Source organism: Caballeronia sp. dw_19, assembly GCF_018449515.1.
Lineage (GTDB): Bacteria > Pseudomonadota > Gammaproteobacteria > Burkholderiales > Burkholderiaceae > Caballeronia.
Window position 1 is genome coordinate 91,892 of the sequence record NZ_JAAVUQ010000011.1, and the last position, 14,980, is coordinate 106,871.

The following is a 14,980-nucleotide window of genomic DNA, read 5'->3' on the forward strand; positions in this document are numbered from 1 at the left end:
GCCGACAGAGGACACACGCATGGACTTCCAGATCAGCATCTCCGGCTTCGTTGCCCTTTACATCTTCATGCTCGCCGCTTTCGCGGGATGGGTCATCATCGGACACGTGCCGGCGATCCTTCATACGCCCTTGATGTCCGGTTCGAACTTCGTGCACGGTATCGTGGTGGTGGGTGGAATCTATGCGCTTCTGAACGCATCGACGGTGCAGGAGCAGGTGATCGGCTTCTTCGCCGTGCTGCTCGGCGCAGGCAATGCCGCAGGAGGCTATGCCGTTACCGACCGCATGCTCGCGATGTTCAAGACCAGCGGCCCTCCCGCGAAGCGGGGCGCCCACGGCAAGACGGCTCGCGTGAAGTCGATCCACGCAAAGAAGCATTGAGGACGCCGCCATGCTGATCCTCATTGAACAACTCGGCATCGGTGCGGCTGATCTGGCTGCCGCCTTTCTTTTCCTGTATGGACTGCACCGCATGTCATCGCCCGTGACGGCGCCTTCGGGCATCTTCGTCGCTGGTATAGGGATGGCGGTGGCCGTGCTCGCGAGCTTTCTCTACGCCTTCGGTGTCGATACTGCTGCGCGGTCGAACCTGCCGGTGAACATCAGCCTGGCTGTCGTCGCCCTCGTGCTTGGGGGAGGCGCGGCCTGGTGGAGCGGCCGTAAGGTGGCAATGACGGCCATGCCGCAAATGGTCGCGATCTACAACGGCATGGGCGGCGGTGCGGCCGGCGCTATCGCCGCCGTGGAGTTGTTCGGCAACAAGGCGCAAGGCGAGACGGAGCTCATCGTGACCTTGCTGGGAGCGTTGATCGGCGCGGTGTCGCTGTCGGGCTCGCTGATCGCCTGGGCCAAGCTCGACGGGGTCATCAACAAGCCGGTCCGGGTGAAGGGCCAGCAAGCCTTCAACGCGCTGGTGATGCTCGTGACCGTCGCGGTCGGCGCATACATTGTCGTGGCGAGCGCGGACAAGGCCGCACTGGTACTGGCCATGCCGACCACGATCTACCTGTTCTTTGGTTGCGCGTTGGCGCTCGGCATCCTGATGACGTTGCCGATCGGCGGCGCCGACATGCCTGTCGTGATCTCCATTTTCAATGCCTTCACGGGCCTGGCGGTGGGGCTTGAGGGCTACGTGCTTCAGAACCCGGCGCTGATGATCGCGGGGATGGTGGTGGGTGCTGCCGGCATGCTGCTGACGTTGCTGATGGCGAAGGCGATGAACCGCTCCGTCAGCAACGTGGTCTTCACGAACTTCGGAGAAGTGGCGAAGCACAAGCAGGGGAAGATAAAAGGCAGCCTGAAGCCCATACAGCCGGGCGACGCAGGTATCGCGATGCGCTATGCGGCGTCGGTCATCATCGTGCCGGGCTACGGCCTCGCCGTGTCGCAAGGCCAGGGCAAGCTCTTCGAGTTCGTCAAACTGCTGCAGGCGGGCGGCGTGTCGGTGAAGTTCGCGATCCATCCGGTTGCAGGCCGGATGCCGGGTCAGATGGACGTGCTGCTGGCCGAGGCGGGTGTGCCCTACGACCTGATTGTTCAACTGGAGGACATCAACGACCAGTTCGCCAGTACCGATGTGGCCCTTGTGATTGGCGCCAACGACGTGGTGAATCCGGCCGCGCGCACTGATAAATCCTCCGCTATTTACGGCATGCCGATCCTCAACGCTGATTACGCCAAGAAAGTATTCGTGATCAAGCGTGGGGAAGGCAAGGGCTACGCCGGTATCGTCAATGCCCTTTTCTACGCCGATAACTGCGACATGGTGTATGGCGATGCGCAGACCGTGCTGGTCAAGATGATCGAGGCAGTCAGAGGCCTGAATTTGCCCGCCGTGGCGTAAAGCGGCTGACATATATTAACCGAGGGAAAGATCATGAAAACGAAGATGCAAGCCGCTATTGTCGAAGCGTTCGGCAAGCCGCTCGTGCTGAAGGAAGTCGACATTCCAGCGCCAGGAACAGGGCAGGTGCTGGTCAAGACCGAGGCCTGTGGCGTCTGTCATACCGACCTGCATGCCGCGAATGGAGACTGGCCCTTGAAGCCTTCGCTACCGTTCATCCCGGGCCACGAGGGGATTGGCATTGTCACTGCAATCGGTGCGGGTGTCACGGCCGTGAAAGAGGGCGACCGCGTTGGCGTGCCCTGGCTCTATTCCGCCTGTGGACATTGCGAATATTGCCTCGCGGCGCACGAGCCCGTGTGTCCGGAAGCTCAGTTCGGCGGCTACACAAAGAACGGCGGCTTCGCCGAGTACATCCTCGCGGACCCCAACTATGTAGCGCACATTCCGGCGCACCTGGCCGCCCGCGATGCAGCGCCGCTTATCTGCGCCGGCATCACGTCTTACAAGGGCATCAAGGAAACGCTGGCCCGCCCGGGCGAATGGGTCGTCATTTCAGGCGTCGGAGGCCTGGGACATCTGGGTATCCAGTACGCCAAGGCCATGGGTCTGCACGTTTGCGCGGTCGACATCGACGACGGCAAGCTCGCCCACGCCAAACGTCTGGGCGCTGACGTGATGGTCAACGCCCGGGACGAAGACCCGATCGCCGCCGTCAAGAAGGCCACCGGTGGCGGCGCTCATGGTGTGCTGATTACCGCGCCATCGCTCGGGGCGTTCAAGCAGGGTGTAGGCATGACCCGCAAGCACGGAACCTGCGTTTTGGTGGGCCTGCCGCCGGGTGAGTTCCCGACCCCGTTGTTCGACGTGGTAGCCAACTGCATCACGATCAAGGGCTCGTTCGTCGGCAATCGCCGCGACATGGCCGAAGCGCTTGCCTTTGCCGCGGACGGGAAGGTGAAGGCGGATATCGAGTTGCAGCCGCTATCGGCGATCAACGACGTGTTCCATCGGCTGGCGCATGGCGACGTGCCTTCCCGCGTGGTGCTGGAGTTCACGAGTCATTGAGCGGCGTAATCGACGAGACCTGAGTATTTTCCGAGGCTATCGCCCAGCGGCGGATGCGGGCTACTCTGTGCATGCAAATCGAGCGATGAAAGAGGGTGCTTTATCGTTGGCTTGAACTTCACCGCCCGACGCAATCAGCGCATCGGTCCAGACATGGGAGCGATCTGTCGTGACTAATGCACACGGTTTTCTGGCGAAGGCCGCCAGCTTCCAAAACGAGGCCATCGAGTCGCTCGTCTCGCGCCACGCGTGTGATCCGCACGCGCTGGTGCAGATTCTCCGTGAGGCACAGGCGCTGCATACCTGGCTGCCGCGCGACATGCTGCGTTATGTGGCGAACGCGCTGGGACTGACACTTGCCCATGTTGAGGGCGTCGCGACGTTCTACCGTTTCTTTCATACTGAACCGGTGGGCGAGTACCGCATACTCTTCAGCGACAACATTACCGACCGTATGCAAGGTAACGCTGCATTGCTGGCCGACTTGTGCCAGCGCCTGGCGGTTGAGCCGGGTTACATGCGCGCCGACGGCCGGGTCAGTGTGGATTTCTGTTCTTGCACCGGCCTTTGCGATCAGGGGCCGTCGTTACTGATCAATCACCATCAGGTTGTCACCCGGCTCGACGCCGAGCGCGTTGCTGCGATCGCCGTCCTGATCGAAGCAAGGGTGGCCGTCTCTGACTGGCCGGCGCATTGGTCTCGCGTGGATGATCACATCCGACGCGCCGATGTCCTGCTAGGCACTCCGTTACCGCCCGGCGCAGCCATTGCCGCCGCGTTGGCGCGCGGAGCACGCGCTTTGGTAGACGAGATGACGATCTCGAACCTGCGCGGACGCGGCGGCGCAGGCTTTGTCACAGGCAAGAAATGGGAACTCTGCCGCGATGCGGCAGGCAGCGACCACTACATGGTGTGTAACGCCGACGAAGGCGAGCCCGGAACCTTCAAGGACCGCGTGCTGCTGACCAGTCACCCCGACATGGTGTTTGAAGGCATGACGATTGGTGCACTCGCGATCGGAGCCCGGCACGGATTGATGTATTTGCGCGGTGAATATCGCTACCTGCTGGAGCCATTGCGCGATGTGCTGCAACGCCGCCGCAATGCCCATTTGCTGGGGACTGCCATTCAGGGACACGCTGGATTTGATTTTGACATTGAGATTCACGTCGGCGCCGGCGCGTATGTATGTGGCGAGGAATCGTCGCTGATCGAGTCCCTTGAGGGCAAGCGTGGCACGCCTCGCATCCGTCCGCCGTTTCCCGCGGAGCACGGTTATCTCGGGCAACCTACTGCGGTGGACAACGTTGAAACCTTGTGCGCCGCGACGCACATTGCGTTGCAAGGCAGCGCCTGGTGGGCGGCTATCGGCACGCCCAAGTCAACCGGCACCAACATCCATTCCGTATCGGGCGATTGCGATCGGCCGGGTATTTATGAGTATCCGATGGGCACGAGCATCGATCGCATCCTCGAAGATTGCGGCGCGCACGATACCCAGGCGGTGCAGGTCGGCGGCCCGTCGGGGAAGTGCCTCCCGGCGACGGAGTTTGGTCGTCGCATAGGGTTCGAAGACGTACCTACGGCGGGTGCATTCATGGTGTTCGACCGGTCGCGAGACATGTTCGAAGTGGCACGCAACTATGCGGGATTTTTCGCTGAAGAGAGTTGCGGTTTTTGCACGCCGTGCCGGGTGGGCACGGCGCTGGTCGTCAAGAGCATGGACAAACTCGCCGCCGGCCGAGGCTCGCGCCATGACGTCGATTTACTCTGCAGTATCGACAAGCTGATGCACGGCACCACGCATTGCGGCCTGGGCGGCTCGGCCTGCAACGCCCTTCACGACACCATCGTCAAGTTTCGGCCCGCCTACGAGCGACGGCTGAAGTCGCTGCACTTCGAACCGGCATTCGATCTCGACGCCGAGCTTGCGGACGCACGCCGCGTGACCGGTCGAGACGACGCGGCGGCGCATCTGGAGAGCACCCCATGACTACGCTCGCCGAGACCGGCGCTACGTTCTTGCTTGACGGTGACGACGTGCCCTTTGAGCCAGGCGACACCATTCTGCAGGCAGTACGGCGAGCGGGGCGTTACATCCCGCACTTATGCTGGCATCCGGACTTTCCTGCGCAGGGCTCATGCCGCGTTTGCACTGTGAAGGTCAAGGGCCGCGCCGGCTCGGCATGTACCTTGCACGCCGCCGCAGGCGAGGAGGTCGAAAGCAATACAGATGAGCTGAACGCCGATCGCAAGATGCTCATTCAGATGTTGTTCATCGAAGGCAATCACTTTTGTCCCTCTTGCGAAAAGAGCGGCAATTGCCTGCTGCAGGCCACGGCCTACGAGATGAACATGGAGGGCGTACTGTTCGATGAGTTCTACCCGCGACGCCCGATCGACGCAAGCCACGCCGAAGTCATGATTGACTTCAACCGCTGCATCCTGTGCGAGCTGTGCGTGCGCGCGAGTCATGATGTCGATGGCAAAGACGTTTTCGCCATCGCGGGTCACGGGATCAGAACGCATCTGGTGGTCAACAGCATGAGCGGAAAGCTGGTCGATACCGATATGGCGCTCACCGACCGGGCTGCGAGCGTTTGCCCTGTCGGCGCGATCCTGCCCAAGCGGCGCGGCTTCGTGATCCCGATCGGCGAGCGCCGGTACGACCCGCACACGGCGGCCGATGCGGACACGCAGGAGGCGTCATGAGCCCTGTCATGAATCCGGCCATGAACGTCGACGTAGCCCCCCGGCCCGCCAAGTTGAAGGTCGCCACCGTTTCGCTTGCGGGTTGCTTCGGCTGCCACACATCCTTCCTCGACATCGATGAACGTCTGCTGGAGCTGATCCAGCACATTGAGTTTGACCGCTCGCCGCTAACCGATATCAAGGAAGTCGGCCAGTGCGACATCGGACTGATTGAAGGGGGTGTGTGCAATTCCGAGAACGTGCTCGTGCTGCGCGCGTTTCGTGCCCACTGCAAGACGCTGGTGGCCATGGGTGCTTGTGCCATTAATGGCGGCTTGCCGGCCGAGCGCAATCGCTTCGAGCTGGGCGTCTTGCTCAGCGAGGTTTATCACGACCGCCCGGGCCTGAGCGAAGGCAGCGAGATTCCAAACGACCCCGAACTGCCGCTGTTGCTTCGGCAGGTGCGTCCGATCCATGCAGTCGTGCATGTCGACTACTTCTTGCCCGGTTGCCCGCCGTCGGCGGATGCATTCTGGAGTTTCCTGAACGACCTGATGGCCGGACGCACACCGCAACTCGGTCACGCGTTGATGCACTACGACTGAGAGCGAGGACCAAAACGCAATGAGCTTCGACCTCGAAACCGCCGCAGAACCGAAAGGCCTGCGCCGCGTGGCTATCGACCCGGTGTCGCGCGTCGAAGGGCACGGCAAGGTGACGATCCTGCTCGACGAGCAGAATCGCGTGAAGCAGGTGCGCCTGCATATCGTCGAGTTCCGCGGCTTCGAGAAATTTATCGAAGGGCGTCCCTATTGGGAAGTCCCGGTGATGGTGCAGCGTTTGTGCGGCATCTGTCCGGTCTCGCATCAACTCGCGGCGGCCAAGGCGATGGATCTCGTGGTCGGCGCACAGCCGATTACGCGCAGTGCGGAGAAGATCCGTCGGCTGATGCACTACGGCCAGGTCATGCAATCGCATGCGCTGCACTTCTTTTATCTCGCGTCGCCCGACCTGCTGTTTGGCTTTGACTCGGAAGCCGACCTGCGCAACATCGTTGGCGTGGCGCAGGCACACCCGGACATCGCGAAGAAGGGCATCCTCTTGCGCAAATTCGGGCAGGAGCTGATCCGCGTCACGTCGGGCAAGCGCATCCACGGCACTGGCGCGATACCCGGCGGAATGAACAAGCACGTGAGCCAGGCTGAACGCGATCTGCTCTATCGCGATGTGGACCAGATGATCGCGTGGGCTGCCGATGCCGTGGACATCGCCAAACAGTTGCACGCGCAAAACCCCATCCTGTACGACGGTTTCGGGAGCTTTCGCTCCAACATGCTGTCACTCGTTCGAGCCGATGGCGCGATGGATCTCTACGATGGCGTGCTGCGTGCGCGCGACGCCGATGGCAAGATCATTCTCGATGGCGCGAGCGACCAGTGCTACATGGACCTGATAGAAGAAGAGGCCCGGCCCTGGACGTACATGAAGTTTCCCCACCTGCGAAGCCTCGGCCGTGATGCCGGGTGGTACCGGGTCGGACCTTTGGCGAGAGTTCAAAATTGCGACTTCATTCCTAGCCCGCTTGCGGAAGTGCAGCGTCAGGAGTTCGTCGCCTGGGGCAAGGGCGCGCCGGTTCACGCCACACTTGCCTACCACTGGGCGCGGATGATCGAGGTGCTGCATACGGTGGAGGTCATCAAGGATCTGCTCAACGACCCGGACATCCTGCAAGGGGAATTGATGGCCAGCGGCGAGCGCCGGGGAGGGGGCGTGGGTATCATCGAAGCGCCACGCGGAACCCTCATTCACGACTATCAAGTAGGTTCCGACGACCTGGTGAGCATGTGCAATCTGATCGTCTCGACCACGCACAACAACCAGGCGATGAACGAAGCCGTGCGGTCGGTCGCACGTCAGTATCTGGATGGCCGCGAGCTGACCGAAGGGCTCCTCAATCGTATTGAAGTGGCCATCCGTGCGTTTGACCCCTGCCTGTCGTGCGCCACGCATGCGCTGGGTCAGATGCCGCTAGATGTTGTACTGCTCGGGGCTGGCGGTGAACTAGTCGATCACGTCGTGAAGTCGCCGCATGGCGAGATGGTGCGCAACGCCCAGGCGTTCGGGGAGCCGCTCCCATGATTGCTCCCATGCTGGTGTGCGGGTGGGGCAATCTGAGCCGTGGCGATGACGCGCTAGGCCCGTTGTTCGTGCAGCAATTGTGCACGTGGGCCGGGTCAGCGAACGACAGCCGTGTGGAGTTTCTCGAAGACTATCAGCTTCAAATCGAGCACGCACTGGACCTCGTGTGTCGTGAGCGCGTGCTGTTCGTCGATGCCAGCCTGACTTGCACAGCCCCGTTCGAGGTTACATCGCTGAGTCCGGCGCGTGACGCGACCTTCACCACGCACGCCATGTCTGCGCCGTCAGTGATGCAGGTGTACCGCGACCTGTACCGCGTCAATCCGCCGCCATGCACGCTGCTGGCAATTCGAGGCATGCGTTTCGAACTCGGGGAGCCGCCCGGACCGCTCGCGCTCGAACACCTGGCGCTAGCGCTGGCCTGGGGGCAAGCCTGGTTAGGAAATAGCGTACCGCCGCCCGCCATCGCGCCTGAGGCCATGCATGCATGAAATCAGCCTGGCTGGCGGCATCCTGCGCATGGTCGAAGAGGTTGCCGCGCGCGAGCACTTCTGGCGGGTTTCACAACTGCGTCTTGAGGTCGGCGCGTTGGCCGGTGTCGAAGCGCAGGCCCTGCGTTTCGCGCTCACTGCCATGATGCCCGGCACCTGTCTGGAAGGGGGAAAGATCACCATCGACGAGATTCCCGGCACGGCCCGGTGCCTGCACTGCGCCGCCAGCGTGGAGATTGAAAGCTATCTTGAACCCTGCCCGCGATGCGGCAGCTTCACCTTGCAGGCCACTGGAGGCTCCGAGCTACGCGTGGTCGACCTCGTGGTGTTCGACGATTGAACTTTGAAGGAGAGGGTCATGTGTGTCGTCTGCGGCTGTAACGCCGAATCAAGCTCCGAGTCAAACTCCGACTCAAACTCCCAGCGCACCGATGCGCGGGAAACAACCTCCAGCGCTTTCCATGTACCTATGGAGACGGGTGACGGCGATCTTCACTATGGCGTTGGCGCCGCCCGATTGTCGGTGCCCGGTATCAGCCAGGCACGCGTCATCCATATGGAAGCCGATGTGCTGGGCGAGAACAAGCGCCTGGCAAACCGCAATCGAGCGCATTTCGCGGCGCATGGCGTGAGCGCGTTCAACCTTGTCTCCAGCCCCGGCTCGGGCAAGACAACGCTGCTTTGCGCGAGCATCAACGCGCTCAAGATCCGCAGGCCGGCCTTGAGCGTGGCGGTGATCGAGGGCGACCAGCAAACCAGTGTCGACGCGGATCGCATTCGCGCCACCGGCGTATCGGCGATCCAGGTCAACACTGGCCGCGGTTGCCATCTGGATGCGCAAATGGTGGGCGACGCTTTCGCGCGTCTCGATCTGCACGCAAGCGCGCATCACGGCCACGGTGCTCATGGTGCTGATGCGCTGCTGTTCATCGAAAACGTCGGCAACCTGGTTTGCCCGGCGCTGTGGGATCTGGGCGAGGCCGCCAAGGTCGTGGTGTTGTCGGTGACTGAAGGCGAGGACAAGCCTCTCAAGTATCCGGACATGTTCGCCGCTGCAACGCTGATGGTGATCAACAAGATCGACCTCATGCCTTACGTCAGTTTCGATGTGTCCAGATGCATCGGGTACGCCCGACAAGTCAACCCCGGCATCGAGGTGCTGCTCGTGTCGGCCACGACCGGCGATGGCATGGACCGCTGGCTGGACTGGCTGTTGCCGCAGTGCGATGACCCGGATCATCGTCCGGTGGCCGAACCGTTCGGGCACGACACTGCTGCGCAACGGATCACGGCGTCAACCGGCGTGACGCCATGATCCATTCAGTCCGCTTGCCAAAAGCGGCACCCGCGCGCGTGCTGGCCTGCGGTGCATACCTGAAGAATACTGCCTGCCTGATCGATGGCCAGCGAGTGCTGTGGTCCGCCGCGCACGGAGATCTCGTCGGCGCGGCCAACCGCGAGGCGCTGGACGACTCGGTCGAGGAACTGCTGCGTGCCGCATCGGGGCCGGTGCAGGCTGTGGCACATGACCTGCATCCGGATATTTACAGTACTCACGTTGCACAGGCGCTGGCGGGCCGTCTGGGCGTTCCGGCGATCGCTGTCCAGCACCATCATGCGCACATTGCGGTGGTCCAGGCCGAGCAAGGAGTAGCCGGTCCTGTCATCGGCCTCGCGCTGGATGGTGTGGGCTTGGGCGACGACGGCAGCGCATGGGGTGGCGAAGTACTTTGGGTGGATTCGGCCGCCCATCGGTGGCGTCGACTGGATCATTTGGTGCCCTTGTTATTGCCCGGCGGCGACGTGGCTGCGCGCGAACCCTGGCGCATGGCCGCTGCCGTACTGCACCGCCTGGGCCGTACCGACGAAATCGAAGCAAGGTTCGCTCCGGTGGTTGGCGTGGTTGCGGCGCGCGTCGTGCGCAGCCTGCTGGAGCGTCAGGTCAACAGTCCCTCCACGACAAGTGCCGGCCGCTGGTTCGACGCTGCCGCTGGCGCGTTGGGACTGTGCGTTCACCAAACAGTCGAAGCAGAAGCGGCCATTGCACTGGAGCAGCAGGCCAGAATGTGGCTGGAGGCCCACCCCGAATTCAGCGTGCAATGGACCTCGCTCGATCTGGCGCCGCTCGTAGCCGAATTGTTCGCGATGGCCGGCCAGGGCGTCGCGTCGAGCGCGCACGGTGCGGCGATTTTTCACCTGGGTCTGGCCGCTGGTCTGGCACACACGGCCACCGAGGCTGCGCGCGCACATGGCACCCGAACCGTCATTCTGGGGGGCGGCTGTTTCCTCAACCAGGTCCTTAGCGAACGTCTGAGCGCAGCGCTGCAAGGCGCGAGCCTGGTGGTGTTGCGACCACAAAGCGTGAGTTGTGGCGATGCGGGCCTCGCGCTAGGTCAGGCGTGGGTGGCGGGCTGCACCATCAATGCCAGTCAAGGAATGCTATCTGCTGAGGAAACCTTATCATGTGCCTAGCGTTGCCTGCTCGTGTTATAGCGCTCGACGGCACGGACATGGCCGTCGTCGACCTTGGTGGCGTGCGGAAACGAATTTCGATTGCGCTGGTGCCCGAGGTTCAGGTCGGCGACTATGTGATCGTTCATGTGGGTTATGCCATCGGCATGCTCGACATAGAGGAAGCGGAAGCAACGCTTAAACTGTTCGCGGAGCTGGCCACGTGAAATACGTCGATGAATTCCGTGATGGCGCGCTCGCCCGCAACATTGCCGCCAACATCGCGGGAGAAGCTGAAGCGTCCCGGCGATACAGTTTCATGGAGTTTTGCGGCGGCCACACACATGCTCTAGCCCGCTATGGCGTCGCGGATCTGCTGCCTCCAAATGTACGCATGATCCACGGCCCCGGTTGCCCTGTGTGCGTGCTTCCCATTGGGCGTGTGGACATGGGCTTGCGCCTCGCGCTCGATGCCGGTGTGATGCTGTGCACCTACGGCGATGTGATGCGGGTACCGGCGTCGGCCGGCTTGTCCCTGATGCGCGCCAAGGCACGCGGCGCCGACATCCGCATGGTGTATTCCCCGCTCGATGCGTTGAAGCTCGCCGTCGACAACCCACGACGCGAAGTGGTGTTCCTTGCCATCGGTTTCGAGACCACCACGCCGCCGACCGCGCTGGCTATTCAGCAAGCAGCGCGTGAAGGGCTGAAAAACTTCAGCGTGCTGTGCTGCCACGTGCTGACGCCGGCCGCCATTACCCACATCCTTGAATCCCCGGAAGTGCGTCAATACGGCACGGTCGAGATCGACGGTTTTGTCGGGCCGGCCCACGTGAGTATCGTGATTGGATCGGGTCCCTACGAGGGGTTTGCCAAGACCCATCGCAAGCCGGTGGTAATCGCCGGGTTCGAGCCCCTGGACGTGATGCAGGCCATCCTGATGCTGGTGCGCCAGGTCAATGATGGCCGCGCCGAGATCGAGAATGAATTTACGCGTGCGGTGAATCGCGAAGGCAATGCTCGCGCCCAGGCTGTGACGGCGCAGGTGCTCGAAGTGCGCGCTACGTTCGAGTGGCGCGGACTGGGTGAGGTGCCGATGAGTGCACTCAGGATTCGCCCGGAATATGCGCTCTTCGACGCCGAGCGCCGCTTCGATCTGAACTACCGTGCGGTGCCCGACCATAAGCAATGCGAATGCGGTGCAATCCTGCGCGGGGTCAAGAAGCCCATCGACTGCAAGCTCTTTGGCACGGTCTGCACGCCGGACAATCCGATGGGATCCTGCATGGTGTCGAGCGAAGGCTCGTGTGCGGCGCACTACTCATATGGAAGGTTCCGGGACATCCCGGTGGTGGCCGCATGAAGTTGCAGTATTCAGCGTGACGCACTTTTGATCGAGATCCCCGATCTATGGATACACCGAAAAGACACTACACACGTCCTCTGGATATGAAGCATGGCCGCATTGACATGAACCATGGTGCGGGCGGCCGCTTGTCGGCGCAGTTGATCGAGGAGATATTCGCTCGCGCTTTCGACAATGAATTTCTGCGGCAGGGCAATGACGGGGCGCTCTTGCCGGTGCCTGCCGGCCAACGGTTGGTCATGGCTACCGACGCGCATGTCATTTCACCTCTGTTCTTTCCCGGCGGCGACATCGGCTGCCTTGCGGTGCACGGCACGCTCAATGATGTAGCGATGCTGGGAGCGACGCCGCTCTACCTGAGCGCGTGCTTCATCCTGGAAGAAGGCTTGCCGTTGGCGGAGCTCAAACGCATCGTGCAGTCGATGGCCAGTGCCGCGCTTGATGCAGGCGTGCCTATTGTCACCGGGGACACGAAGGTAGTCGAGCGCGGTAAGGGTGACGGCGTTTTCATCAGCACAACGGGGATCGGCACAGTGCCTGAGGGATGCGTCATCGGCGGGGCTTGTGCGCGGCCCGGCGACGCGGTGTTGCTGTCGGGAACGATCGGCGAGCACGGCGTCGCGGTGTTGTCTCAACGCGCTTCGCTGGAGTTTGAGACCACGATCAAATCCGACACAGCTGCATTACACACGCTGGTCGCGGCGATGTTGGCGGCTGCCCCCGTTGGCGCGATACATGTGCTTCGTGACCCCACTCGCGGCGGGCTCGCGACCACGCTCAATGAGATCGCGGGGCAGTCGAACGTGGGCATGATGCTGGAGGAATCTGCTATTCCCATACTGCCTCAGGTCGATGCTGCCTGCGAATTGCTCGGCCTGGATCCGCTGTATATCGCCAACGAAGGCAAGCTGGTGGCGATCGTCGCGCCGGAGGCTGCAGCGGCGGTGCTGGCGGCAATGCATGCACACTCTTTGGGCCACGCAGCCGCGTGTATAGGCAGCGTCACAGAAGACGAGAATTGTTTTATCCAGATGAACACATGTGTTGGTGGACGGCGCGTTGTCGACTGGCTGAGCGGCGAGCCGCTGCCGCGCATCTGTTGATCTCGTGTGTATTACCACCAGAAAGTGAGTAGTTTCCGAGCCTGCACAGTCGACCAGGTGACGACTATCATCAAAGTCGATGATGATGCGATTGCGTTCCAAGTCGGCGTCCATCGAAACAAACAACGCGAGATGCAGAGATGAAAAACGCTCTCGTTTGTTTCAACTGACCTCCACGGAGATTCACGATGCAAGCAGGAATGACTGGATTGAACGCTGCGCTCTTCGAGCGGTTTACCTCGCGCGGTGAAGCATTGTTTTCTGACAAAATATTATCAGTCATGCGAAACGAATTCGAAGGCCATCCGGAAAGATCGACCCCGAAAGCAGGGGCTTGAGATGGTCGCACCCCGGTCGGACGCATTTGTTTTTTTCGGCGCTACCGGCGATCTGGCATACAAGCAGATCTTCCCGGCGTTACAAGCCATGATTCGACATGGTCGCCTCGACATGCCGATAATTGGCGTAGGCAGATCGCCATGGGACAACGATCGTTTCATCGCGCGGGCGCGAGACAGCATCGAAAAGCACGCCACGCTGGACGCTGCGGCTTTCGAAAAACTCGCTTCCCGACTGCAATACGTCGTAGGCGACTGCCGCGACGAGCAGACCTATCGGCACTTGCGCGAGGCCTTGGGCAACTCCGGACAGCCCTTGTACTATCTTGCCCTTCCCCCGGAAATATTCGGGGTCGTGGTAGATGGCCTGTCCCGGTCGGGCTGCGCCAAAAATGCCCGCGTGATGGTTGAAAAACCGTTTGGGAGCGATCTCGCTTCGGCACAGGCCCTGAACGCGTTGCTCATGAAATCCTTCGCGCCATCGGCCGTGTTCCGCGTCGATCATTACCTGGGCAAGGAACCGATCCAGAACTTGTTGTACTTCCGCTTTGCGAATGCGCTCGTTGAACCGGTATGGAATCGTCGCTATGTAGCGAGCGTTCAGGTCACCATGGCCGAGTCATTCGGGGTACAAGGCCGTGGGAGTATGTACGAAGGCGTCGGGGCTATCCGGGATGTCGTGCAGAATCATTTGCTGCAAGTGGTTTCATTGCTGGCGGCCGAGCCCCCGGTCGCCGATCATCCCGATGCAATGCGCGATGCGAAACTGAGCGTATTCGAGGCGATGCGGCCAATCTCTGTGGACGAGACAGTGCGAGGACAGTTCCGTGGATACCGGGATGAGCCCGGTGTCGCCCCTGATTCCCAGGTTGAGACCTTCGTTGCGTTGCGTCTGCATATCGAGAACGAACGGTGGGCCGGCGTGCCGTTCTATATTCGGGCCGGCAAACACTTGCCCGTGACCGGTACCGAGATCATGGTGAAACTTAAATCGCCGTCGCACGCAGTCTTCGATACCGCGGCATCGGGCCAATCAAACTACTTCCGCTTCCGGATCAGCCCCGACGTGCTGATCTCGGTGGGCGCGCGCGTCAAGGTCCCTGGCGAGGTCATGGCAGGCGAAACGGTGGAACTCCTCGCACATCGTCATCCTGGCGGCGAAATGGCCCCATACGAACGCTTGTTTGGCGACGCGATTCTGGGGGACGCGTCGCTATTCGCTCGCTATGACAGCATTGAGGCAGCCTGGCGCACCGTTGCCCCCATTCTTGGGAACACCGTTCCAATCAGGTACTACGAATCGTCGAGCTGGGGACCGGCAGAAAGCGAACAGCTTATCTCGCGTGATGGCGGCTGGCATAGCCCGGTTGCGAACGCCACGAACGAGGGCGATGCCGGATGATGTGGCTTTCACACCGGCAACGGCGATTCCACGGTGATACGCTAGGCAGCGTGTACACGAATCGCAGGTTTAGCTATCGGAGTGAGC

At 61.6% G+C, this 14,980-nt stretch carries 15 protein-coding genes; all 15 read left to right on the plus strand.

All coding sequences use genetic code 11. The features are described 5' to 3' along the window. Positions 1–19 precede the first annotated feature (19 nt). The 15 genes from HB376_RS17215 (at position 20) to zwf (ending at position 14,893) form a co-directional block, all read left to right on the plus strand. Positions 20–382, plus strand: a complete 363-nt coding sequence (locus HB376_RS17215; protein ID WP_213764874.1) for an NAD(P) transhydrogenase subunit alpha — start codon at positions 20–22, stop codon at positions 380–382. Positions 383–392: 10 nt separating this feature from the next. Then, complete coding sequence (locus HB376_RS17220) at positions 393–1,844, plus strand: NAD(P)(+) transhydrogenase (Re/Si-specific) subunit beta (protein ID WP_213764875.1); 1,452 nt, start codon at positions 393–395, stop codon at positions 1,842–1,844. Between the two features lie 33 nt (positions 1,845–1,877). Beyond that, on the plus strand, positions 1,878–2,912 hold the full coding sequence (locus HB376_RS17225) for a zinc-dependent alcohol dehydrogenase (RefSeq protein WP_213764876.1): 1,035 nt from the start codon (positions 1,878–1,880) through the stop codon (positions 2,910–2,912). A 169-nt stretch (positions 2,913–3,081) separates the two neighbouring features. Beyond that, positions 3,082–4,905 (plus strand): NAD(P)H-dependent oxidoreductase subunit E, encoded by a 1,824-nt coding sequence (locus HB376_RS17230; RefSeq protein ID WP_213764877.1) that lies wholly within the window; start codon positions 3,082–3,084, stop codon positions 4,903–4,905. Further along, on the plus strand, positions 4,902–5,624 hold the full coding sequence (locus tag HB376_RS17235; protein WP_213764878.1) for a 2Fe-2S iron-sulfur cluster-binding protein: 723 nt from the start codon (positions 4,902–4,904) through the stop codon (positions 5,622–5,624). The genes HB376_RS17230 and HB376_RS17235 overlap by 4 nt, the downstream gene beginning before the upstream one ends. After that, positions 5,621–6,208, plus strand: coding sequence for an NADP oxidoreductase (locus HB376_RS17240; RefSeq protein ID WP_255631400.1), 588 nt, complete (start codon positions 5,621–5,623; stop codon positions 6,206–6,208). The genes HB376_RS17235 and HB376_RS17240 overlap by 4 nt, the downstream gene beginning before the upstream one ends. Before the next feature lie 19 nt (positions 6,209–6,227). Then, positions 6,228–7,742, plus strand: a complete 1,515-nt coding sequence (locus HB376_RS17245) for a Ni/Fe hydrogenase subunit alpha (RefSeq protein ID WP_213764879.1) — start codon at positions 6,228–6,230, stop codon at positions 7,740–7,742. Then, a complete protein-coding gene (locus HB376_RS17250; protein ID WP_213764880.1) occupies positions 7,739–8,233 on the plus strand; it encodes a hydrogenase maturation protease in 495 nt (164 codons plus the stop codon). Before HB376_RS17245 ends, HB376_RS17250 begins: the two co-directional genes overlap by 4 nt. After that, positions 8,226–8,573, plus strand: coding sequence for a hydrogenase maturation nickel metallochaperone HypA (locus HB376_RS17255; RefSeq protein ID WP_213764881.1), 348 nt, complete (start codon positions 8,226–8,228; stop codon positions 8,571–8,573). Before HB376_RS17250 ends, HB376_RS17255 begins: the two co-directional genes overlap by 8 nt. Positions 8,574–8,591: 18 nt before the next feature. Continuing rightward, positions 8,592–9,548: a hydrogenase nickel incorporation protein HypB gene (gene hypB, locus HB376_RS17260; protein WP_213764882.1), complete on the plus strand. Its 957-nt coding sequence runs from the start codon at positions 8,592–8,594 to the stop codon at positions 9,546–9,548. Further along, a complete protein-coding gene (locus tag HB376_RS17265; RefSeq protein WP_213764883.1) occupies positions 9,545–10,705 on the plus strand; it encodes a carbamoyltransferase HypF in 1,161 nt (386 codons plus the stop codon). Before hypB ends, HB376_RS17265 begins: the two co-directional genes overlap by 4 nt. Further along, complete coding sequence (locus HB376_RS17270; RefSeq protein WP_213764884.1) at positions 10,696–10,911, plus strand: HypC/HybG/HupF family hydrogenase formation chaperone; 216 nt, start codon at positions 10,696–10,698, stop codon at positions 10,909–10,911. Before HB376_RS17265 ends, HB376_RS17270 begins: the two co-directional genes overlap by 10 nt. Continuing rightward, a complete protein-coding gene (hypD, locus tag HB376_RS17275) occupies positions 10,908–12,047 on the plus strand; it encodes a hydrogenase formation protein HypD (RefSeq protein WP_213764885.1) in 1,140 nt (379 codons plus the stop codon). Before HB376_RS17270 ends, hypD begins: the two co-directional genes overlap by 4 nt. A 47-nt stretch (positions 12,048–12,094) precedes the next feature. After that, positions 12,095–13,153 (plus strand): hydrogenase expression/formation protein HypE, encoded by a 1,059-nt coding sequence (gene hypE, locus HB376_RS17280; protein ID WP_213764886.1) that lies wholly within the window; start codon positions 12,095–12,097, stop codon positions 13,151–13,153. 339 nt (positions 13,154–13,492) lie between these two features. After that, the gene (zwf, locus tag HB376_RS17285) at positions 13,493–14,893 is read left to right on the plus strand and encodes a glucose-6-phosphate dehydrogenase (RefSeq protein WP_213764887.1); all 1,401 of its coding nucleotides are present in this window, start codon (positions 13,493–13,495) and stop codon (positions 14,891–14,893) included. Positions 14,894–14,980 lie beyond the last annotated feature (87 nt).

Coding starts and splice junctions, on each gene's coding strand:
- HB376_RS17240 (WP_255631400.1), top strand. CDS start 5,621: ATGAGCCCTGTCATGAATCCGGCCATGAACGTCGACGTAGCCCCCCGG.
- HB376_RS17215 (WP_213764874.1), top strand. CDS start 20: ATGGACTTCCAGATCAGCATCTCCGGCTTCGTTGCCCTTTACATCTTC.
- zwf (WP_213764887.1), top strand. CDS start 13,493: ATGGTCGCACCCCGGTCGGACGCATTTGTTTTTTTCGGCGCTACCGGC.
- HB376_RS17225 (WP_213764876.1), top strand. CDS start 1,878: ATGAAAACGAAGATGCAAGCCGCTATTGTCGAAGCGTTCGGCAAGCCG.
- HB376_RS17235 (WP_213764878.1), top strand. CDS start 4,902: ATGACTACGCTCGCCGAGACCGGCGCTACGTTCTTGCTTGACGGTGAC.
- hypE (WP_213764886.1), top strand. CDS start 12,095: ATGGATACACCGAAAAGACACTACACACGTCCTCTGGATATGAAGCAT.
- HB376_RS17245 (WP_213764879.1), top strand. CDS start 6,228: ATGAGCTTCGACCTCGAAACCGCCGCAGAACCGAAAGGCCTGCGCCGC.
- HB376_RS17270 (WP_213764884.1), top strand. CDS start 10,696: ATGTGCCTAGCGTTGCCTGCTCGTGTTATAGCGCTCGACGGCACGGAC.
- HB376_RS17255 (WP_213764881.1), top strand. CDS start 8,226: ATGCATGAAATCAGCCTGGCTGGCGGCATCCTGCGCATGGTCGAAGAG.
- hypB (WP_213764882.1), top strand. CDS start 8,592: ATGTGTGTCGTCTGCGGCTGTAACGCCGAATCAAGCTCCGAGTCAAAC.
- HB376_RS17250 (WP_213764880.1), top strand. CDS start 7,739: ATGATTGCTCCCATGCTGGTGTGCGGGTGGGGCAATCTGAGCCGTGGC.
- HB376_RS17220 (WP_213764875.1), top strand. CDS start 393: ATGCTGATCCTCATTGAACAACTCGGCATCGGTGCGGCTGATCTGGCT.
- HB376_RS17265 (WP_213764883.1), top strand. CDS start 9,545: ATGATCCATTCAGTCCGCTTGCCAAAAGCGGCACCCGCGCGCGTGCTG.